Genomic DNA, 20,350 nt, shown 5'->3' with positions numbered 1-20,350 from the left:
ACAGGACTGTCGATCCTCGTCGTACCGTCCAGGGCGGCGACGCGCAGGCGTACGCCGTCGAGTCCGCTTCCCGCTCCGGATCCCGGCATCGCGCCGCCCCGCCCGTCGTCCTCGACGAGGACGCGCAGGCCGGTCCGCTCGTACCGGAGGGCGGATCCTGGCCGATCTCGGGTCGACCCTCGTGGAACTCGCCGCCGGCACCCCGGACCCGTCTCGTCCGGTGCGCGGCGCACTCATCCACGATCCTCTCGAGGAACCCGCGCGGTGCCCGGGTGCCGTCGTCCTCTGCGTCGGTGTCGCCGGCGCTCCCTCGGTCGCCACGCTGACCCAGCGGGTGGCCGCGCTCGGCGCGGCGGCGGTCGTCGTCCGATCCCCTGTAGCCGTCGACGACAAGCCCCGGGCGGCGATCGCCGTCCGGGTCGGCGGGGAGATCCTCGGCTCCATCTGGGTGATCATCCGGGACCGCCTGGGACCGGACGGCGAACGCGCCCTCGCCGAGGCCGCGAACGTCGCCGTGCTGCATCTGCTGCGCCGCCGGGCCGGTGAGGACGTCGGCCACCGGCTGCGCGCCGACCTCGTGGCCACCGTCCTCGAAGGCGGTGCCGCCGCGCCGCGGGCCCGCGGTCCGACTCGGACTGCACCACCAGCCGGCCTGCGTCCTGGCACTCGCCGTGCTGGGCGACGACGTCGCCCCCGACCTGCTCGCCACGGGTCGTCGCACCGCGGAGGCACTCGCGCTTCACCTCTCCGCGGTCCATCCCCGGGCCGCCACGGCGTACCTCGGCGATCTGACGTACGCCGTGCTGCCAGGTAGCACCGTCGAGACGGCCACACGGGTGGCCGACGCATTCCTCTCCCGGGTCGGCAGCAGAGTCCCGGCGGTCATCGGGATCGGCCGACTCGCCGCCGACCCGAGCGACCTGCCCCGCTCACGCGCCGAGGGCGACCGCGCCCTGCGTGTGCTCACCGCCACCGGCACTCCCCACCGCGCCGCCGCACTCAAAGACATCTACCTCCCCTCCCTGCTCCTCGGTCTCGCCGACCAGGTCCACATCGACGCCCATCCGTCCGACTGCCCCGTCACCCGTCCCCGCGCCTACGACGCCGAACACCACAGCGCGCTCACCGAGACGCTTGCACGGTTCCTGCGCGGACCGCGTCCGCGTACGGGGTTTCCAGGTCTGCGCGGCCTTCGGGGTCGGCGGGGTCAGTGGTCGTCGGCCTACTGCTGGCGCGCTTCAGCAGCGGCTCCAGGCGGTGGATGCTGTCGGCGAACACGACGTGGTCGAAGCCCTCGTTGCGCAGTGTGTTGAGGCCGGCTCGTTTCAACCTCCATGACGGTATCGGCGTCGGCGGTTGTTCCAGCTGATGGTCTCGGACTATTGGGGATGGGGTGTCATGTGGATACACCACCCCAACGGCGCGGCATTGTCACCGGCCGCAGCGGCTACGAAAGCAAGTTGGAGGCCCGCAAGGCTGGCCAGAGAGAAGCTGCCATGGCGACCCAGAAGTCGTAGGGGCGTGGGTAGTACAGCTTCTCGGCTAGCTTCGCGACGAATTGAGGGGCGCCATGGTCCGGATCGGATCGGATCAACATGTCATCACGAAGGTAGAAGATGACGCCAAGCGCACCGCCTGTTCCGAAGACCACCAGCAGACCGAAGAGAACTGCGTCGAGGAATCGGATGTCTCCACCCAGAAGCTCCTCGACGAACATCACAGGAAGTGCAGCAATCATCGCCGCCATGCACATTCCGATCCAAGCCCATGCGGCGGCCCCCAGACAGATGTCCAGTTCGTTCTTGGTGAGGCGTTCACGACGGTTCATCCGTTGACATAGTTCGCGCTCTTCGCGCCGCTCATCCGGTGTGGGATTGTGTCCAATCAACCGCCCGAGGGCGAGAAGTCTTCCGGCAAGGTACCAACCAGGGTCCATGGCTGCTCATTCTCGATACTGCCGCGTGGGGGGTGGAGAGGAACCTGTTTCGCTCTCCACCCCGTACACGCCGTGGTGTTGTCACCGGCGTCGGCGGTTGTTCCATAGGCTCTGGCCGGTGCTGTAGTGGACACCGAAGGTGGTGTAGCGGGTGTCGTAGCGGCTCCAGCGGACTGCCTTGCCTGCTGCGTGTCTGTACCGGCTGCCAGCGCGAGCTACGGCTCGTTTGGTGGAGCTCTTCTTCCTCACCCGTGCCTTCTTCGCCGCCCCATACACCTTCTTCGCCCGATTTGCCTTACCGGCCATGCGCAGGGACTTGCCGGCGATTCCGATGCCAGGAAGGGCCAGAGCAACACCCACGAGGTCACGCGACCTCGCTGAGCGGTACATGCTGTAGGCGTTCAGGCCGAGGGCCACCATGCCGAGTCCGGGGACGAACATGGAGGCGACGGATGCGACGGTGGCGATGGTGCCGATGTTGCGTTTGACGAAGCGGCCGGCCTTTTTTGCCCACTTAGGGAGGCCCCATTTGCCGTCTAGGTCGAACATGTTGACGGGGTCGGCGTTCACGTAGTCGTAGGCGTTGGCGTTGCCGCCGTAGACGGGGTCGGTGGACAGGAAGCGCCCGGTCTGGGGGTTGTAGAGGCGCACTCCCATGAGGGTGAGGCCGGTGAGGGTTTCGGTGGAGCGTTGCTTCCCGCCGAGCCAGTTGTAGCGGGGAGCTTCCTGGCCGGTGCGCGGCTGCCCGTACTCGTCGCTGTCCAGCGCGACGGGGGCGGTGGAGGAGTCCAGCGGGAGCTGGAGTGCGACGTCGCCGTGGATGTTGGTGAGCTGCAGGGTCGTGTTGCCGGATGTGCTGGTGGTCGCGGCGAGGTCTCCGGCAGCGGAGTCGACGTTGCGGGTCAGGGTGCCGGTGGCGGTGTCTTCGACGATCCAGCGGGGTGTGTCGCTGTCGGAGTCGTAGTGGTTGAGCTTGGACTGTTCCCGGGTCCAGGTGCTGCCGCTTCCTCTGTCCACGGTGAAGGAGCGGAAGCGGTGTGCGGCATCAAGGTGCCAGGTCTGTCGTTTGCCGTCGGTGGTCTGCTGGTAGGCGAGGTCGTTGGCGTAGTAGCCGATCGTGCCGTGTTCGGGGACTGCTGTGGTTCGCCCGAAGGCGTCGTAGGTGTAGCCGTCGTTGGTGATGCGGTTGGCGCTGTCGTACCTCGAGGTCTGTGTGGTGCTGTTGCCGGTGGTGCAGTCGGCTCCTTGGGGGGCGGATGTGGTGGTGAGTGAGATGCGGTTGGTGCTTCTGTCGAAGCCGTAGCTGCGCGTGGTGCACGCCGATTTCACGGTGTCCTCGACGCGGGTCATCCGGCCGGTCTTGTCGTAGCGGTAGTTCTGCTCCGACCAGCCGGCGTGGTGGGTGACCTGTCCGTGGATGGATTCGCTGACGGTGTCGGAGACGAGCTGGAGGTTGTCGCTGTCACGGGTGTAGGTCCGTGTGCGGGGCGATCCGGTGGGGTCCTTTTCCTGGGTGAGGGTGTATCCGCCGGGGAGTTGTTCGCGGGTGACGTTGCCGTCGGCGTCGTACCGGGCGGTGAAGGTGCCGGCCACGGAGTCGGTCGTGGAGGTGGCCAGGCCGCGCGGTTCGATGGACGTGTCGTAGGTGTAGGTGACGGTGGAAGGTACCGAGTCGGTGACCTTCGAGGGCCGGTTGAGGTGGTCGTATTCGGTGGTGGTGGTGGTGGCCCCGTCGGCGTCGGTGTACGAGATTTGCCGTCCGAGCTCGTCGTAGGCCTTGGTGACGGTTCCGCCGGTGGGTGAGGTCGCCTTGCTCTCATTGCCGGTGGCGCGGTCGTAGACGGTGGTGGATTCGGGCACGGCCTGCCCGGTGCCGCCGGTGACCTTGCTGGTCATCGGGCGTCCCGCGCTGTCGAAGGTGGTCGTGGTGATGCGGGTGACGCCGTTGGCTGTTTCGGTGACCTTGGCCGGCTGGCCCCACCAGTTGTACTCGGTGGTCGTCGTCGGCATGTGGGAAGGGTTGGGTCCGCCACCGCTGATCGCGCCGGCGGGGCCTACCGAGCACAGCTGGTCGGCCCATTCGGGCCGGCCGGCGCAGGCGCCGCTGCCGGTTGCGGACCAGTAGCTGGTGACCCGGGCCGCGGCGTCGCCGCCCGAGGAGCCCGGCGGGATCTCCTTGGTCTTGCGCCCCTGCTCGTCGTATTCGGTGGTGGTGGTGAGCGCGAGGCCGCTGGGGTCCTGGATCGACCGGGTGGACAGGCCCTTGGCCCAGTCGAAGACGGTCTGGGTGACCCTGCCGTCGACCATCGTCTCGGGGTGGTTGCGGATCTGGGCGCCTGTGGTGGTCTTGGTGACCTGATCCCTGATCTTGGCGGTGCCGTCGGTGGGTCGGCCGGCGTCGTATTCGTTGACGGTCCAGGCGCGCGCGGCGACCGGTGTGCCGGCCGGGATGACGGTCCTGGAGCCGGACTGCACTTGTTCGGTGAGGTCGACGCGGTGCAGCGGTCCGAGCTCCTCCAGCTCCCGGGTACCGGTCTCGTTGTAGAGGGATCGGGTGGCCAGCAGCTCGGCGCGTTCGCCCGAGTCGAGGGCGCTGATGCCGAGTTCGGCAAGCTGGGCCTTGTCCGCGTTGCTGGTGCCGAGGGCGAGGGCGCGGTTGGCCGCGGTCAGTACGCGTACCTCGTTGCCGTTCTCGTCGTAGTCGGTGGCACTCAGGTGGCCGCCGGGTTCTGCGGTGTTGACGGAGCGTCCTGATACGTCCAGATAGTGGACGGTGGCGCGGTGGTAGGCCGTCTTGTCGAGGTCTTTGCCGGAGTGGGTGGAAGGTATGGCGTCGGTGGGCAGGACGGCGGTGGCGTCGGTGGGCGCGTACTCCTGTCCCCAGGCGGCGATGTCTGTCAGGCCCATCTGGTGCGGGGCCTTGGCGCCGGCCAGTGGTACGTCGTATACGAGGCTCGTGTGGGCGGTGACGTCCTTCTGGTCGGTGGTGCCCGCCTTGAGGGTGGGGCGCGAGGTCTTGAGCAGCATGCCTTCGCCGGCGGTCTCGGCATGGCCGGCCTTGCCGTAGGTGAACGTCCAGGGCAGTTCACCGGGCGGGCTCTGGCTGGTGACCCGGCCGGCGTCGTCGTAGGTGTAGGCGGTTTTGAGCGCCGGGGAGATCAGCGGGTTGAAGGCCTCGCGCAGGCGCCCCTGGCCGTCGTAGCGGTAGGTCTGGATCGTCTTGGCGCTTGCTGTGGGGGCGCCCGGTTCGGTGGACCACAGCTTGAGCTCCTTGACCTGGTCCTTGACGTCGCCCAGGGCGCTGCCGGTGGCTGTGGTGGAGGGTGCGTAGACGTACTCCAGGGCCCGGCAGCCCTTGGTTGAGGGATCCGCGGTGCAGGCTGCGGCCGTCGCCCCGGAGGTGGGCGCGATGACCCGCTTGGGGCGGGCCAGTCTCTTGCCTCCCACCGTGACGGTCTCTGAGACCACGGTGGTGGCCGAGTTCGACAGGCCGTCCAGCAGTGTCGACGACACCTGCCAGGTCGGTGAGGCGGCGTCGGGCTTGGTGAAGGTGGTGACGGTGCCTTCGGGATCGGACAGCGTGAAGGTGCCGGTCACCCTGCCTTTGAGGACGAGGTCCTCGGCGCCAGGCTCGGGAATCCAGCCGTTCTTGTCCTTCGTGGCGGTGAAGTGGATCGGGTCACCTGCGGAATCGACGACGTCCACCGCGGTGTCGGAGATCCGGCGCAAGTATGCGTAGTCGGAGTCCGTTGTCTCGGCTGTGGTACCGCCCAGCCACTCCTTGCCGAAGATCGGTGCCTGCCCCTCCTGCCTGGCTCCGGCATGGGGGCGGCGGGAGGACGCGGAGCGGTTGACCGACAGGTCGAAGGCGGATGCGTCCTTCGCGGACAGACTGTAGTCGCCGGTCAGTAGATTCACGCTGCCGGGGCCGATGTCATCGACACTGGCGCCGGTGGCGTCGCGGTCGATGACCACGGTGCGCGGAGCGGTGGATCCCTTGGCGTTGTTCGGGCCGGTGAAGTCGGCCTTGATCTGGATGGTGCCGTCCGGGTTGACGGTCTTTGCGGCGTTCCAGGAGAGTTTCTTGTTCTTTCCACCGGTCAGCGCGACCGGCCAGGTGGTGCGGGTGCGCTCGATGCTGGTGACGTCATCGGCGGGTATCTGCTGCCAGGGGTCGGCCTCGGAGCGGCGCCAGGAGAAGGACGCCTTGTCGAATCTGCCGGCGTCTGCCTCGGCGAGCAGTGGCAGGCGCCGGGCAGTGCGCTCGCCGTCGGTCGGCTGGATGAACCCGCCGGGTCCGGCCCGGAAGGTGTATTCAGCTGCTTCGGAGCGGTTGTCAGCCCTGTCCACGGCCCGCACCTTCAGGGTGTGGGTGCCGTCGTTGTTGGGGGTGACGGAGATGTTCTTCGCGGCGGCGCTGGAGTGGCTGACTTTGGTCCAGGTGGTGCCGTCCAACGACCACTCCAGCCAGTTGATGTCGGAGGAGGCCGGCGTGACCGTGAAGGTGCCGGGCTTTCCCGCATCGCCGATCCACGTGGTGCCGGGGTAGTCCGTCGATGTGATCTTGGTGGGGGCGGAGGGAGCCTTGGTGTCGATCGTGAACGTCTTCCACGCAGACCACGCGGTGTTGTAATGCGTGCCGTCGTAGGAGTTGGTGCGGAACTTGTACGCCCTGCCCTCGGTCAGTATCCCGGGAGGCACGGTCACTGACGCCGGGGAGCCGGAGGCCGCGTACGGGGAGACCAAGAGGCCGCCGACCTGCTTGTTGGTGGCCACGTCAAAGATCTGGAAGGTGGCGTTGACCTTGTCACCGTTCTTGTCGGTGAGGGTGTCCCGCAGCACGGGGCGCAGCGTGTTGACCACGTAGGCGCCGTTGTACGAGAAGTACGGCGGGCCGGCTTCCTGCTTGGTACCGACACCGGGCCGGTAGTTGTAGGTGACCGTCAGTTTCGGCGGGTTCTTCGCGGCGTTGGCGGAGTTGAACCGCTTCCACTGCGCTACCACGTTCTCCGAGGAGGCGCGCAGACCCATCCCTGAGGTGGCGTTCTTCGCCGAGGCCCACTCCTGCACCAGCGTCTTGACGTTGGCGGTGGCCCAGCCGTCCGGCTGGGTGGAGCAGCCCGGATTGCCCTTGGTCTGGGTGGAGGTGGCCTTCTTAGCCGTCCAGGCCGGTTGCGCCGTCCATCGAGATGAGATCGATGCCTTTCCGGTCGCCCAGACCTCCCACGGGTAGGCCTTGCAGTCGGTGTTGCCGGAGTGGAAGTTCCACAGGCTCAGCGTCGCCGAGGAGACCAGGGAGTCGGCGATCGGAGCCGTGTTCCACGTGATGAACGACCGGGCGGTGCGCGGAGTCCCGTTGGCATTCTTCGTGCCGGGGTTGCCGAGGTCGAGTTCCTTGTCGGTGGACCAGTCCCGGGTCTCGCCCTGCTGGACGTAGGTGTCGAAGACGTTGCCGAGGTTGCCGGTCGAGGGGTCCACGGTGACGGGGAACTTGGTGCCCGGATCGGCGAGGAATGTGGCGTCCGGGGTGAGCACGAGGTCCACCCCGTTGTGGGTCTTGTTGACCTTCATCGTCACCGGTGCCCGGTTGGTGTGCTCACCGGATACCGGATCGGTGGTGGCGTCCCACATCACGGGTGCCGGCATCACCGCCTGTTTGCTCTTCTCTTCGTCCAGGAAGAGAAGACTTCCGTCCGTCTGCTCCTTCACGACCAGACCCTTGGTCTTCAGCGGCAGTGTGTAGGAGTAGCCGTCAGTTGCCGGCTTCCGCTTGATCTCGACGAACTGTTCGAACCCGCTTCGTGTCGCCTCTACGATCAGGTCCGCTCCGGGCACCGCCTCCGCATACCGGGCGCGGGTGCCGGACAGGGTCGGGGTCGGCAGGCCGCCCTTCCACTGCAGGACGATCTGTTCATCGCCCTCACCGAGCGTCACGAGGTCCCGGGCCGGGGCGTCGCGAGTCCCCCTCAGGGAGCGGGCTTTCGCCCCGCCGCCGCCGGACAGTTCCAGGCCGTTGGGGTGCGCAAACGGCTCGACGCTGCCGTCGGCCGTCTTGTGCAGGCTGACGTCGACATCGATCCACGAGCCGTCACGCTCGAAGCGGACAGGTCCGGCGGACAGCTCGGAGGTGAGGCTGCCGTCTGGGTTCGCCCACGTCGTGGAGGTTTCGGTGCGTTCCGAGAGCGCCTCCACTCTCTTGCCCGACAGTTTTGCCGCAATCCGCGCTGAGGCGGTGTCTGCAGCCTGTGTCGCGGGTTCCTTCCCAGGCGTCTTGACGGCGCGCCCACGATCTGCGGCGATCGCAGAGACGCCTTGTGTCCCCGTCACCGCCATCAACAGAACAAGGCCGCCTGATAGGTACTTCAGACTTTGCCTCGACCACCCTCTCGCACTCCTGGACTTGCGCTTCCGCCTATGGCGACCTGGCATGTAGTCACTCACTTTCGCTGCTGCGCGCGCCGGCGACCCGTGGGGTGCCGGCGCATGGAAGATCTCGGCCTTCATTTCGCAGCACGTTTCTTCTGTTTCATTTCGAGGATGCCGAGTCGATCGGACCCGGTCGTGATCACTCCACCCTCCACAAGAAACTGACGCTTCAACAGTTGGCGCCAGTGCATGACCTCATAAATCCCGTGTATGACTGCCCGTTGGCCCGGCAGGACGCGCGACTGCCGCACGACCCCACGGCTGCAGGCCACCCGGCGTTCTCAGGCGCGGGCGTGCAGCCGCTGATCCTGATGCCCTCGCAGAACTGCCCATCGTTCAAGCCGTCGCAGTAGACGGCGACGACCTGGAAGGTGAGTACATGCTGGTCGTCGCCTGGAACGCACACATCACGGCGACCGGTGACCAACTTCCTGCGGGCAGACCCACCACCCGCTACCCGCAGCCGGACCCTGCCTCGGCCTTCGCCTTCGACGACTCAGACGAGATGGCTCGCCGCCTGCCGCGTCTGGCTGCCCTCTACCTGCAGTAGTTCGAACACCGCAGTCGACGTCTTGACGAGTGAGCACCATGAGTGTCTGTCGGATGCCGTACGCCCACGGTACGGCGCGGCCACTCAGACGACTCGCGGCCGGACCCAGTTCGAACCGACGGGTGACCCCACCCCGCCTGCGGTAGAGCAGCACCCGCGGATGAGCTCCTGCGACGGCGGCTCCGGCGACGCGCCCGCGGCCCCGCGTGCCCAGAGTGCGAGGTCAGTCACGGGGAAGATGACGGGCATGACCACTGATCATCCCGCCGAGCGGGGCGGTGACGGACGGCACTGGTTCGCCGCGTTCTCGGATCGAGCGTCGAACGTCACCAGTTCGCCGGCCTTCTACGTCCTGTGCCTGCTCCTGGTCCTCGGCACGATTGTCCTGCACTTCGTACACCCGCCGTTGTCCTGGTTGATTTTCGCCGGAGATCTCATGACGTCGGTCAACCTTCTGCTGCTCGCCCTGCTGAAGAACGCCGAACTGCGCGGCACGCATGCCGTTCAGCGCAAGCTGGACGCGATCGCCGCGGCGCTGCTGGAGCAACAAGAAGGCACGAGCCATGAGGCGGCTGACGCACTGCGGCGTGCCATCCGGCTGGACGAGCGCCAGTGAGGACCGGCCCCGCCCCAGCTCACCGCCTCGCTGAAGTATCTGGGATCAGAAAGGCCAGGCCGGGGGATCACGCGGCCGGCGCCACGACCTCGCCGTGTTCTCCCTCCTACGCCCCGAGTGGGACGAGCCAAAGCGTCCTCGCGCCTGGGACGCCTCACCCGGCAGCGTGCTCGCCCAACACCCCGCCCAGCCAGACCCCACACCCTCACAGCACGACTGCGGGACGGGGCCCCTGCCTGCGGCGCCTACCACCGACCGGGACCGCGAGGGATGCCCATCGGCACACCAGCACGGCCAGGCCCGCGCCCATGAGCGCCACGGCCCGATTCCTGCGCTCCAACCCATGCGTCTGCCACGGGCGCGCCTGCGCCTGGACGAGGTCCTCGCCGAGATCGAAGCCGACGCCGGCCAGCCGGCCGTCGAACCGGCGGCTTGGGGCCGTTCACCCGGCGGGCCGTCAGCAGGTGCGCCACCGGAAGCCATTCCGTACGGTCGCAGCAGCGCCCCGGACAGGACGGGACGTGGTGTGGCCCGGTCCTGTGTCCCCTTCGCACGTGGCACAGGACGGGCGACCACTCAGTCGGAGAGCCGCGCGAACAGGCCGCGGCCCCGCGGGCAGCCGCGATCGTGGCTTCAGGACTGCCAGCACTTGCGGATCGCGTCCGCACCCTCGTGTCGCAGAAACAGTCACCATGCTCGACATAGTGGGCGAGGTCCGAGTCGCGCGAGGGACTGCTCGTCCTGGTCTCCCTCGTCACGTACTGCAGCATGAAGCGAGGGCCCGTCAGGCCGGCCGTGCCCCAGTTCCCGGAACGCACCGACGAAGGTCGCGAGTGTCGGTGTCGTGCTCGGCAGTCTTCTCACCGAAACGACTCCGTATGCGTCGGCTCGCCTGCTCAACATTGTCAACTTGTGCTTCTTTATTTCAGGTGCGACGTGGTGCATGAAGGGCTGGGCTATGCCCATGGCGCAATGACGCAACGCGGGGCGATGACCATGAGCCTTGCAGGCGTCGGGGCTTTGGTCGTCACCTACGGCATCATTTGCTCCGCCTGCTGGATGAAAGAACGACGATGATCGCCAACCGACACGCGGCTCCCGCCCAGGTTCGGGGCGCCGAGTGCTCAGTGTTCGCGAACTCAGGCGCTTTCGTCGGCGACTACATCGGGGACTCCACCCGCTCCGAGATCGACGACGCCCGGGCCCTCGGCAAGCCGGTTCGGTACACCCACCCCGCGGTCGCCCCCTACGGCACCCCGGCGGCGACAAAGACGGGAGCGGAGCTATGAACGACCCCGTCCGCACTGCCGATGACTTGTGGAAGCGGCTGGTCGAGCACCAGCCGGCCGTCGTGGCCGCGCTCGCCCTGCGGGTGCGTGAGCTGCCCGCGGATCGGTCGCTGCGCGAGCTCGGCGTCGCCCGCCCCGACTCGGCCCTGGCCCTCCCCTCCTCCGGGCCCGAGGAGCGCGTGGAGGTCGAGCCGTACGACACCGACTGGGAGAGCTGCGGGGCCTGCGCCCGGACCGGGGACGTCTGCCGGTATCGGCGGTGCTGTCCGCCGGTTACGAGGCGCTGCACCAGCCCCTGAGGGACGCGGGCCAGCTCGACCCGGAGGTCGCCGTGCGCGACTGGGGGATAGCCACACACACTGCGACGCATAGAGGATCATCAGCTCGGCGGCGTTGCGGGCGAGACGCTTGAGCTCGTGGACGGTGAGGATGACCACCTGGTCCGGGGCGGCCTCCTGGATGTCGTACGCGAGCTTGAGCGCCTGCTCAAGCTCGGGCCGCGTCCTGACCTGGGTGGAGATCTCCTCGGAGAAGCCCCGCTTCCACGTGGCGCGGGCGAGGGCGTCGAGTCGGCTCTGGAGTTCCTGCTGCGCGGTCGAGCAGCGGGCTTACCCGATCCGGATCGGCTTCGCGGCCTCCTGCAGCTCCACGCTGCCGAACGCACACTGAGGGCGGGCCGTCACGCTTCGTCGGCCCATACCGGGGTGCCGTCACCCTGCACGTGCAGGGTCGGAGAGTGCTCGCGATACCCCCAGTGCGCTGTGTCACCGGATACTACCCAGGCCTTGGCCTGGAATGCTTGAGCTGGCGTCAACGAAGCGGTGCACGCATCTAGCGGGCTAGTCTCCGTCGTTCCGGCGGGGACGGTGATCTTCACTGACCTCCCCCACGAGCCTGGACAGGTCTGCTCCACCGAGGCCTGGACGTACGCGAGCTTCGCCTTCACTGTGACCGGCTTGCCCGAGGTGTTCGTGAACTGCACCAGGAAGGACATCGTCCCGTCCTTGGCGAGGACTGCGCACGGCGTCCACGACACCGCGCCTGCACTCCGGGCCCTTCCGCAACGGTGGTTGCCCTCAACGCCGCCAGACTCGGTGGAGGCGGCAGGACCCGGCTTGGCCACGTCCGCGCCCTGAGTGCCTGGCCTGGCCGACCCGATTGGCCTCTTACCCGCAGAGGAAGTCCCTCCACTAACCTCCAGCCACACGACCAGCGCGATTGCCCCAGCCACGCCTACGACTGTGGCCGCCGCCCAGACCCTCCCGTTCGTCCGGCGTCGCCCAGTCGTGCTGGCTGTTCCGAAGGGTTCGGCCGGTTCGGTGGTCGTGGCCGGTCCGGAAGCCCGCGTGGTGAGGGTCGGCTCGATGGCCTCGGCCGGTTCAACGGGCTCGGCGGGCTGCCCGGTGATGCTCGCCAGGACTCGGTTCCTCCAGCCCGGTCCACCTGCAACTCGAAGGCGGCGCGCCAGGTCGGCGATCTCCCAGCCGATCTTGGGGAGCATTTCAGCATTCTCGGGCGCGTGATCCTTCAGCACCCGAGCAACAGCCGCGCAGTCGTCTTCGCTGGGCAGCCGGTTGTGCTTGACGCCGGGCAACAGTTGGTCGCGGCCCTTCAGCCAGTACGACAGCAGTGCCTCGTCGATCTTCTTGCGAGACTGCCATACCGGTGTCTCCCGCTCTGCCTCCAGAGCCTTCACCAGGACCTTGCGCGGCGGCTTCCCCTGAGCGGTCGGTTCTCCCACGCATGTCTGCCACGCGTCGAGGGCCTGCGCCAGGCGGTGCGACAAGTCCGCGAACGACTCCGCCTGATCCCCCATCAACGGCTCCCCTCCCAGGGACATCTCGTTGCGGTGCAACCGAGAAGAAGCAGGTTACGGAGGTGCAAGTTGCGCTGCAAATCCTCACCCCCCTTGCACTGGTGATCTCCCTGTGCGGCTACGGGACATTCAGTGTCAGCGGCGCGGGACGCCCGGCCGTCGCCCCCTCTTGGGGGCCACCGAGAACAGGAGAACCACCACAATGAGCAAGATCAAGAGCGCCTTCGCGGCGACTGTGACTGCGACAGTGCTCGCCACCGCTGCCCTCACCACGGCGTCCACACCCGCCGAAGCCGCCTCCGGCGGCCGGGTATGCCTCGTCCTCGCGCCCAACTCCGTCGACGTCGACGGCCCCGGGGGGCTCCGGCCCTTCGGGCACATCGGCTGGGCCTTCCGAAGCAGCGGCAAGACCTGGACGTATGGCGCCACCGAGGGCGACACCGGCCAGCCCAAGGCCACCTTCATCCAGACCGGGTCCTGGAACCGGATGCTTCACAACTTCAAGACCCGGCACGCCGGCAACCAGCGCTACGTGAAGTACCGGTGCCTCAATACACCGTCCGCCAATGTGGCCAAGGCGCAGCGGGCGGCCCGCGCGAGCGCAGGCAACGGTTACAACCTGGCCCGCAACAACTGCCTGACCAAGAGCGTGGACGTCTTCCACGCGTACAGCCCCTGGCTGAACAACAGTCGGCACCTGCCCGACCCCAAGCCCTACGGCGTCTCCCTGACCCCCAACCACTACTACAACAACCTGCTGCCCAAGGCCGGGTGGAGCGGCACCGTCAACCTGTGACCCCGCTACCTGTTGGCCGAGGACATTCAACCGTCCAAGACGTCGAAACGAGGACTCACCATGTGGAACAAGTGCCAGCGCTGCAAGGGTGATGGAAAGTGCACCACCTGCGATGGCTCCGGCTACCGAGGCGTGTGGAAGTGCGACAGCTGCCGGGGCACCGGCGACTGCAAGGCGTGCGACGGCCGAGGCTGAGCTGACCCCCCTGGGACGCACTCCGCTTTCTGAATGAGGGGCTCCCCGCCGGGTCGACCGGCGGGGAGCCCCGGCAGCGCCGGAAGAAGCGGTCTTCGTCTCGGCGCAGCGGGAGGTCCCATGGCGATGGACAAGCGCAGAGTGCAGACCGCCGTGATCGGCCACGGCCTCGTTGCGCCGGTGGCGCTCTGCTTTCCACGTGCGGCAGGATCGGCAGTTCCTGCACGTGAAGACAGCTACGACGAGCACTGTGCCCGAAACCAACGAACCTGCCGGAGCAGGCCACAAGAGCGTGGCTCGGCGTCTGAGCCGGCGCTTGAACAGGGCCAGGTTCGAGAGCTAACAGCGTTTCACCGCCGGGGGGAGACATGGACGCAGCGTTAGCGGGGTTGATCGGCGCTCTTGGTGGTGCCGCTCTCGGCGCCGGTGGAGCCTGGGGCGCCGCCAGGATCGCCTTACAGGGGGCTAGGTATCAAGCTGACAGGACCGCAGAAGCCGCTCATGCACAGTGGCTCCGTCAGCTTCGACGCGAGGCGTACGTGCAGTTGCTCGGCACGTGTCGAGGGCTTCACCGCGACATGACGACGGCCATGTACAACCGCCGGTTCATGAACCGGGAGGAGCGGGAAGCGGAAACACGACGCTTCACGGAGACCCTCGAAGGGCTCCACACGGTGATGATGACAGCCCGCCTGGAGGCTGACGAGACCGTCGCGGATCTCGTCAGCGAAACCCTACTGACCTTTGGCATGTTCAGCAGCTACTTCGTTGGGCAAGGGGAGGGCACTGACACGCTGGATCCTCACCTGGCTCGGTTCGAAGAACAGATGCGGGAGCAGCTCAAGCGGGCCGAGAAGTACGCTCGTGATTCGCTTCAGGCGCCCAACGGAGCACCGAGTCACCTGACGTGGACCGGGGTCCTGCCGTCCTTCGATGATCCGTCACACCCAGCGTCATCACCCCGGAGGTAGGCCAGGCGACGCCGCCCGCGTGCGCCTCGTCAGCGCGACCGCGGACCCGCGTCCGGGCAGGAATCGTCCAGAGAGCCCGCGGCCGGATCCGTCTCGGCTCGCTTTGCCTGTGGGTCAGCATCGATGAGACAGGCATGGCAGCCCACATAAACGACGACTCCGGCACCTCCCGTGCCCGTATGCTCACCGACCGCCTCCCGGCGTCGTACGCGGTCTGGGACCTCCTTCAGCACCCCGTGCTCGGGGACATCCGCGGCCGCCGGTAAGGGAGAGCCGACGCCCGGCTGTACCAGGGCAGTCCGCCCCCCGTCCCGACCTGGCTGCGCTCTACCGGGACGCCGGGCACGTCCAGGTGCCCCACGGCATGCCGGTGCTCTTCCTCCGGACCTACGGCCCCTCAGTTCCATCCGACATCGGCCGTGAGATTCCGACACGGGATTTGAGATCCCACAGCCGTTATAGGGTCTCGCCCTTGACCCGTCTCATCGAAGTTTGACGGCGTCTCAGCGAAGTCTGGCCAACTCCTACGGTCGAGCGCTTCAGTCGGCAGGTTGAGTGTTCGGTGTCGCGTGCGGTGTCGAGCTGCCGGCGCGACTGTCGAGCAATGGCATGGGCACCGGTGCCACCGAGACCGTCCGCGTCCAGTCCGTCCGGCCCGCGGTCCCACCGCGCACCCCGTCCGGGGCGGGCCAGGTAGCCACCAGATCCTGGTGGCCGGCGAAACGCGAACCTGGGACGGTGTCATGCGTCGGTTCACCGTTCAGCCAACAGATCTGCCAGGTGACCGTCTCGGTGTCGAGCAGGCAACACACCCCGCCGCTCGCTGCGGTGAGTCCGGTGAACACCTTCCGGATGCTCGCTGACCGCTCGAACGCCAGACTCATGCCCGTCGTGGCCGCGACGAAGCGCAGTGTCACGTAGCCGGGGTGCCACCAGGACGTGAACCCCCATGCAGGCAACCCCTTCGTAGGCCGAGCCGGATCCTCCCACGACGTACCGACCCCTGACCTGAGCATTTTCGCCTGCACTGGCGCCCCCGTCCCAGGCGCTAAACCCGGGAGGCCCTCATCTGAGCCTTGGTGGCGCCGGCCCGAACCCGTCGAAGGCGAAGACCCGGCCCGGGGAGCGTTCCAGCACCTGCTCGTTCCGGTCGAGCTTGGCATCGCGATCAAGGTCGGGTGGTGATGCTGGCCTCAATTCGTCCTCGGCCCATCCCTCCGTTCAACCGCCGGAAACCGGTGACACTGAGCTCTTTCAGAGTTGCCACTGATCGGGTGACGGGCCAGCGTCCCGCAACGCACGTGGCTCCCGTGCCGTTGAGAGAGGTGTTCGACGTCTCAACTCTCCAGCGCGGGAGCCTCGTTGGTTCCCCGTCCTGCCGCACTCGACCTGCCGCACGCCCTGGTCGAGTGGGTATCGATGCTCATCGTCACCTGTGAGGGTGACCGCCGCTGCAAGCTCCCGCCCCACCAGCGGGCCCTCGTCGGCCTGGTCCACCTCCGCCGGCACGACACGCTCACGCAGATCGCCGCTGGCTTCGGCATACCCGTCGGCACCATCCACGCCTACGTCACGGCCGTCGTCGATCACCTGTCCCGCCGGGCACCCGGACTGCTGTGGGTCCTGCGAGAGGCCGATCCTGATCCCGTCCTGCTCGACGGGACGCTTGCCGAGTGCGACCGCGTCGGCGACAGCCGGGCCGACTTCTCCCAGAAGCACAGCCGCCACGGTGGGAACCTGCAGGTCGTCGCCGATCCCACCGGCAAGCTGCTGTGGATCTCACCCGCGCTGCCCGGCCGCACCCACGACCTGACCGCGGCCCGCACCCACCGCATCATCCGGATCTGCGAACGCCAGGGCGTCCCCGTGCTCACCGACCGCGCCTCCATCGGAGCCGGCCCCAGACGGCTTCCCGGCCAGGATCTCACCGCAACCCAGCAGACAATCAACCGTGCCCTGTCAGCGGCACGAGCACCGGTCGAACGAAGCATCGCGCGACTGAAGTCCTGGCAGGTCTTCCGCCGGGCCCGCTGCAGCCCCACCCGGATGACCGTCATCGCCGCAGCCATCCTTGCCCCGGAACGTCAACGCTGATGAATCTCATTGCCGTTCCAGGGTGAGGACGGATTGGCCATGGCCGTCTCCAGTTGGGAACCGTCTCACGACCAGACAAGTCGACCTTCGGTGAACCGACAGACCGGGGAGCTTCCCTCGGCGATCCTTGTCAGCGTCTCCGCTACGGAGTCGAAATACTGGGCCATCGATTCGTACTCGCCCGTGACCGTGGGGTCACCCACGAACCAGCTGCCGACGCGCCCGTCCCGCACATCGATGAACTTTCCCCTCCAGCCGTCCTGGTCCGACAGGAACGGGATCCACTCGTTACGCCAGAACGGATTGTCCGGCTGGTCCGGAGGGTCGAACCCACCGGGCATGGAGCGGTTCGCGTAGAGCCTCTCCATCGCCCGGATGCCCAGAAAGAAGCTTCCCTCGTCGGGGAACCCGTCGAAGCCGCAGCATGCCACTTCGTCGTCGACGTCTTCCTCCGGCAGATCCAGATTGTTCTGCAACAGCCACGTCCGCAGGTCCCCATGCAGGGAGACCCCCATCCGTTCCTCGGCTGCCGCGAGCATCTGCTCCGTAGCGGGCCCTGGCAGATCCGCGTGATCGGCCGGCGCGTGCTCCCGAAGAAGACTCATCACGCGCGACCAACTCTCAGCCACACTCATCGCCCTGTGCCCTCTGTCCTCTCTACAGGGATGTCTCCGTCCGACTACGCCGCTGCGGAGGTTGGGAAGTACCGGCCGGAGAACCTTGCAGGGATGGTACTTCGAGCATGCATTCCCCTCCTCGCGATCATCTTCCGCCCCGAAGCGCAGGGTCGGCCCCTCAGCGAAGTGACCGCCCGCGACTTTTCACAGACCACCCATCGTGCCCGGCGGGCCCAGCCGAGGAACTTCCAGGGATCAAGCGAGGGCCACGGAGTCACCCTGGAGTGGCGAAGCTCGCGAGTGTGTCGCCGGCTGGCAGAGGCTCAGCTCTGGTCGACCTCCCTGGACTTGTCCACTGCCAGCTTGGCGAGGGATGCGAATTGCTCGTGGCCGGAGTGATCCATGGGGGTGTACTGGAATTGCAGCACGGTGTCCCCGCCGCGCAGGACCACCACGTCCGTCTGGAGGTGGAGAGGCCCACCTCGACGTCCCGCCGACAGACGGAGCGTTGGGGAACCGTCCCCGAATCGTGGCGTCGGCAGACGTATGACCTGGACGTTCATCGTTGTTCCTTGCAGGGCCGTCGTGAACGCGGAGCACTTGTCGAGCCCTTCGCCGACCTGGGCGACGTGGTCCGCGGCTCCTGAGCGTGGGTAGGCAGCGGCCCGGGTGCTGGCGAGGGCGGCGCCGGAGCCGCCGCGGATGCGGGTGTGCGTGGTGAGCTGCCTCCGCGAAGGCGCGGCCTGGCGCGCATGGGACGTCCCGACCCCTGGCGGTGCGAGGGAACGCCGTGAATCCTATGCGGGCCCTGCAATGTGCCCGTTCGGGCGTAGTCGGTGCTCCCCCCAGCACGGCGAGGTGGAGTCGGGCCTTGGGTTCGGATGCGGCTTGCCGTCACCTGTACGTCCCTTGACCACGGCCTTGATGCCGTCCCAGACGGCTGAGCTGATCACGCCGAGCCGAATGCCTCCGCCGCCTCCTCGCACACGCCACCGGCTCCGGCTCCGGCTCCGGCTCCGGCTCCGCGGCGATCGTCGTGGGCGGCTCGGATGCCCTTCATGTCTGCCCCCATGGCCACGAGACGGAGTTCAGCGGGTACAGGCATGCCGCTGAAAGGCTGCACCGCGCCTTTTGATGGGGTGGGAGAGTTGTCAACTCTCGATTTCGCTTTGTCATCTGCCGTGTCCTGCCGTGGCCGGGCGGCCGCGTATGCCGGATAGCAAGAGCAGCGCCCGCGGTCGTCGTCCGCCCGCCCTGGCTGGCGGGCGCTGGGTGAACGTCCTGCAGGGCGGCGTTCTCGGTCTTGCTCCATCGACCGGAAGGTGGTCGAGCTCCTCCGCTCCGAGAGGTCCGGAGGGCGCCGACTCGCGGATGCGCTCGGCGCGCAGAGGCATTGCAGAGGCATTGAGGGTAGATGTCTCCCTCGACGTTTCTCCGCTTCCGGACGGGACAGTCGCCGGTCGGAAGCAGCCGCCAAAGCGGAGGTTGCGTCCCGGGCCGTCGTGCGGGTCGCGCGTGCTCGCCCGGGGCGGTCGACCCCGGCGGCTGGGCCGTCGTCTCGGCGGGAGTTCGGGAGTTGGTGACATGCATACCGACCGTGGCCGTCTCCGGTGCTCCTCACCGGATCCGGACCGCCTGCTGCGCATCTACCTAAGCGATCACTACGCGGGCTCGGCCGCCGGCCACGCACTCGCCCGCCGCATGGCCCGGGCTCACCACCAGGGGCCCGCCGGGCATTGGCTGCGGGCGCTGGCCGGCGAGATCGCCGAGGACCGTGCGAGCCTGGAGGGGATCATGGCGTCGCTCGACGTTCCCGTGCCGCGGGTGCGGCCCCTGGTCATGCGGTGCGCCGAGAAGCTCGGCCGAGCCAAGCTCAACGGCCGGCTCTTCTCCCGCTCGCCCCTCAGCGCCGTACTCGAACTGGAGGCTCTTCGTCTAGGTGTCGAGGGCAAACTGGCCCTCTGGCAGTCCCTGAGCGAGATCGCCCGCAGCGACGAAAGGATCGACGTCACGACGGTCCACCACCTGGCGGACCGTGCCGAACGGCAGGCCGGGCAGCTGGAGGACCTACGGCTGGCCGCAGTGGCCATGACCCTCACGCCCAGTGCCCGACCGACACCTCTCCGAGCCGAGGCCAGTGGTCGGCGGCGGTCGCACCGACCGTTCGTCAAGATCAGATGGATGCCTTGAGGATCATGTGACGGGTTCGACCGGCAACGCGAGGACGAGCGTGGAGCACGCGGTGGTCCGCGGCGCCGACGGCGACGGACGTGTCGGGCCTCGCCAGCGGTACGCACGACCTGAGACCGAGCGCACCCACGTACTGGGCGGGGATCCGAGCCTTCCAGGCCTGCGCCGGGGCCGGGATGGCCCTCAGTACGGGCGGGGCGGGGCATGTCGGCGCGTCAGGGGCCGGGTGCCCGCAGGGCGGGCCCTGAGGCCTCCGCCAAGCACTTCTTCGGCATGAGGTGTGCCACAGCGACCGGTGAACACGGGACGGATGCTTCCGCGAGCGACAGGCGCTCTGGTAGACGTGGTCGGGTATGCGTTCGATTAGCCCTGAAAGTCGCCCATGAACCGGTTCCACCTCCCTCATTCCGACCTCGTCTCCTTCCACATCGACCTCACCTCCGAGGAGGCCCGCCGGCGCGCCGAGGTCGTAGCGGCCCTCGGGCCCGACTGGGACCCCGTGGCCGTCCTGCGTGAGGAGGAGGCTGCGGACGCCCTGCTGTACTCGGGACTGGACGAGGAACAGCAGCGGCTGTACGCGATGCTGGTCGAGGCCGGTGTCCTGCCCAGGGAGGTGGCGGGCGGTGCGTCTTCCGATTGATCCCCACGCCGACCCGGCACGGCGGGCGTGGGTCGCGTGCCCCGGCTGCGACGACGCCCGTGACTGCGGGACCTGCCTGGACCGCCGGAACTGTCGGAACCACTGGCGCTACATGATCGGGAACAAGGGGCATCGGGTCCACCTCCAGTGCCCGAACTGCACCCACATGTGGACCCTCGACACCTCCCGCGGGCGACGCGGCGGACGGGCCTGA

At 67.8% G+C, this 20,350-nt stretch carries 17 protein-coding genes and 1 pseudogene; 12 read left to right on the top strand and 6 right to left on the bottom strand.

Going from position 1 to position 20,350, the window contains the following annotated elements; all coding sequences use genetic code 11:
• Positions 1 to 542: 542 nt before the first annotated feature.
• Positions 543 to 1,313 (top strand): hypothetical protein, encoded by a 771-nt coding sequence (locus tag OG309_RS38215; protein ID WP_402545681.1) that lies wholly within the window; start codon positions 543 to 545, stop codon positions 1,311 to 1,313.
• A 134-nt stretch (positions 1,314 to 1,447) separates the two neighbouring features.
• Here OG309_RS38215 and OG309_RS36955 read toward each other — a convergent pair whose 3' ends face one another.
• Positions 1,448 to 1,936: a hypothetical protein gene (locus OG309_RS36955; protein ID WP_329427821.1), complete on the bottom strand. Its 489-nt coding sequence runs from the start codon at positions 1,934 to 1,936 to the stop codon at positions 1,448 to 1,450.
• Positions 1,937 to 2,017: 81 nt separating this feature from the next.
• Positions 2,018 to 8,269 carry a DNRLRE domain-containing protein gene (locus OG309_RS36950; RefSeq protein WP_329427819.1) on the bottom strand — a complete coding sequence of 2,084 codons (6,252 nt, stop codon included), beginning with the start codon at positions 8,267 to 8,269 and terminating at the stop codon, positions 2,018 to 2,020.
• A 472-nt stretch (positions 8,270 to 8,741) separates the two neighbouring features.
• Between OG309_RS36950 and OG309_RS36945 the strand changes: the two genes are divergently transcribed.
• From OG309_RS36945 to OG309_RS36930, 4 genes are all read left to right on the top strand, one after another.
• On the top strand, positions 8,742 to 8,912 hold the full coding sequence (locus OG309_RS36945; protein ID WP_329427817.1) for a hypothetical protein: 171 nt from the start codon (positions 8,742 to 8,744) through the stop codon (positions 8,910 to 8,912).
• A gap of 247 nt (positions 8,913 to 9,159) precedes the next feature.
• Entirely contained in the window at positions 9,160 to 9,528 is a 369-nt protein-coding gene (locus OG309_RS36940) for a hypothetical protein (protein ID WP_329427815.1), read from the top strand.
• Between the two features lie 1,073 nt (positions 9,529 to 10,601).
• Positions 10,602 to 10,817, top strand: a complete 216-nt coding sequence (locus OG309_RS36935; protein WP_329428764.1) for a hypothetical protein — start codon at positions 10,602 to 10,604, stop codon at positions 10,815 to 10,817.
• The gene (locus OG309_RS36930) at positions 10,814 to 11,116 is read left to right on the top strand and encodes a hypothetical protein (RefSeq protein WP_329427813.1); all 303 of its coding nucleotides are present in this window, start codon (positions 10,814 to 10,816) and stop codon (positions 11,114 to 11,116) included. The genes OG309_RS36935 and OG309_RS36930 overlap by 4 nt, the downstream gene beginning before the upstream one ends.
• A gap of 129 nt (positions 11,117 to 11,245) precedes the next feature.
• Here OG309_RS36930 and OG309_RS36925 read toward each other — a convergent pair.
• Both OG309_RS36925 and OG309_RS36920 read right to left on the bottom strand, forming a co-directional pair.
• Positions 11,246 to 11,365, bottom strand: a pseudogene (locus OG309_RS36925) (hypothetical protein); the annotation flags it as partial.
• 131 nt (positions 11,366 to 11,496) lie between these two features.
• On the bottom strand, positions 11,497 to 12,633 hold the full coding sequence (locus OG309_RS36920; protein ID WP_329427812.1) for a hypothetical protein: 1,137 nt from the start codon (positions 12,631 to 12,633) through the stop codon (positions 11,497 to 11,499).
• Positions 12,634 to 12,835: 202 nt separating this feature from the next.
• On the opposite strand from OG309_RS36920, the gene OG309_RS36915 reads away from it, so the two are divergent.
• The 3 genes from OG309_RS36915 to OG309_RS36905 all read left to right on the top strand — a co-directional run bounded on the left by OG309_RS36915 (position 12,836) and on the right by OG309_RS36905 (position 14,861).
• A complete protein-coding gene (locus OG309_RS36915; protein ID WP_329427810.1) occupies positions 12,836 to 13,429 on the top strand; it encodes a hypothetical protein in 594 nt (197 codons plus the stop codon).
• 773 nt (positions 13,430 to 14,202) lie between these two features.
• On the top strand, positions 14,203 to 14,595 hold the full coding sequence (locus tag OG309_RS36910) for a hypothetical protein (RefSeq protein ID WP_329427808.1): 393 nt from the start codon (positions 14,203 to 14,205) through the stop codon (positions 14,593 to 14,595).
• A 134-nt stretch (positions 14,596 to 14,729) separates the two neighbouring features.
• The gene (locus OG309_RS36905; protein WP_329427807.1) at positions 14,730 to 14,861 is read left to right on the top strand and encodes a hypothetical protein; all 132 of its coding nucleotides are present in this window, start codon (positions 14,730 to 14,732) and stop codon (positions 14,859 to 14,861) included.
• Positions 14,862 to 15,134: 273 nt separating this feature from the next.
• Here OG309_RS36905 and OG309_RS36900 read toward each other — a convergent pair whose 3' ends face one another.
• Complete coding sequence (locus OG309_RS36900) at positions 15,135 to 15,512, bottom strand: hypothetical protein (RefSeq protein ID WP_329427806.1); 378 nt, start codon at positions 15,510 to 15,512, stop codon at positions 15,135 to 15,137.
• Between the two features lie 445 nt (positions 15,513 to 15,957).
• Here OG309_RS36900 and OG309_RS36890 point away from each other — a divergent pair, with 445 nt between their 5' ends.
• Positions 15,958 to 16,689, top strand: a complete 732-nt coding sequence (locus tag OG309_RS36890) for a transposase family protein (RefSeq protein WP_329427804.1) — start codon at positions 15,958 to 15,960, stop codon at positions 16,687 to 16,689.
• A 65-nt stretch (positions 16,690 to 16,754) separates the two neighbouring features.
• On the opposite strand, the gene OG309_RS36885 is transcribed toward OG309_RS36890, so the two are convergent.
• A complete protein-coding gene (locus OG309_RS36885) occupies positions 16,755 to 17,294 on the bottom strand; it encodes an SMI1/KNR4 family protein (protein ID WP_329428739.1) in 540 nt (179 codons plus the stop codon).
• Positions 17,295 to 18,890: 1,596 nt separating this feature from the next.
• Between OG309_RS36885 and OG309_RS36880 the strand changes: the two genes are divergently transcribed.
• The 3 genes from OG309_RS36880 to OG309_RS36870 all read left to right on the top strand — a co-directional run bounded on the left by OG309_RS36880 (position 18,891) and on the right by OG309_RS36870 (position 20,350).
• Complete coding sequence (locus OG309_RS36880) at positions 18,891 to 19,496, top strand: hypothetical protein (protein WP_329427802.1); 606 nt, start codon at positions 18,891 to 18,893, stop codon at positions 19,494 to 19,496.
• A 382-nt stretch (positions 19,497 to 19,878) separates the two neighbouring features.
• Positions 19,879 to 20,136, top strand: a complete 258-nt coding sequence (locus tag OG309_RS36875) for a DUF6400 family protein (RefSeq protein ID WP_329427800.1) — start codon at positions 19,879 to 19,881, stop codon at positions 20,134 to 20,136.
• Positions 20,120 to 20,350: a hypothetical protein gene (locus OG309_RS36870; RefSeq protein WP_329427798.1), complete on the top strand. Its 231-nt coding sequence runs from the start codon at positions 20,120 to 20,122 to the stop codon at positions 20,348 to 20,350. The genes OG309_RS36875 and OG309_RS36870 overlap by 17 nt, the downstream gene beginning before the upstream one ends.

Source organism: Streptomyces sp. NBC_01268, assembly GCF_036240795.1.
Lineage (GTDB): Bacteria > Actinomycetota > Actinomycetes > Streptomycetales > Streptomycetaceae > Streptomyces.
The sequence above is the reverse complement of the archived record's forward strand: the minus strand, read 5'-3'. Positions and strand labels throughout refer to the sequence as shown.

Coding starts and splice junctions, on each gene's coding strand:
- OG309_RS36955 (WP_329427821.1), bottom strand. CDS start 1,936: ATGGACCCTGGTTGGTACCTTGCCGGAAGACTTCTCGCCCTCGGGCGG.
- OG309_RS36950 (WP_329427819.1), bottom strand. CDS start 8,269: ATGGCGGTGACGGGGACACAAGGCGTCTCTGCGATCGCCGCAGATCGT.
- OG309_RS36945 (WP_329427817.1), top strand. CDS start 8,742: ATGCTGGTCGTCGCCTGGAACGCACACATCACGGCGACCGGTGACCAA.
- OG309_RS36940 (WP_329427815.1), top strand. CDS start 9,160: ATGACCACTGATCATCCCGCCGAGCGGGGCGGTGACGGACGGCACTGG.
- OG309_RS36935 (WP_329428764.1), top strand. CDS start 10,602: ATGATCGCCAACCGACACGCGGCTCCCGCCCAGGTTCGGGGCGCCGAG.
- OG309_RS36930 (WP_329427813.1), top strand. CDS start 10,814: ATGAACGACCCCGTCCGCACTGCCGATGACTTGTGGAAGCGGCTGGTC.
- OG309_RS36920 (WP_329427812.1), bottom strand. CDS start 12,633: ATGGGGGATCAGGCGGAGTCGTTCGCGGACTTGTCGCACCGCCTGGCG.
- OG309_RS36915 (WP_329427810.1), top strand. CDS start 12,836: ATGAGCAAGATCAAGAGCGCCTTCGCGGCGACTGTGACTGCGACAGTG.
- OG309_RS36910 (WP_329427808.1), top strand. CDS start 14,203: ATGACGACGGCCATGTACAACCGCCGGTTCATGAACCGGGAGGAGCGG.
- OG309_RS36905 (WP_329427807.1), top strand. CDS start 14,730: ATGGCAGCCCACATAAACGACGACTCCGGCACCTCCCGTGCCCGTATG.
- OG309_RS36885 (WP_329428739.1), bottom strand. CDS start 17,294: ATGAGTCTTCTTCGGGAGCACGCGCCGGCCGATCACGCGGATCTGCCA.
- OG309_RS36880 (WP_329427802.1), top strand. CDS start 18,891: ATGCATACCGACCGTGGCCGTCTCCGGTGCTCCTCACCGGATCCGGAC.
- OG309_RS36875 (WP_329427800.1), top strand. CDS start 19,879: ATGAACCGGTTCCACCTCCCTCATTCCGACCTCGTCTCCTTCCACATC.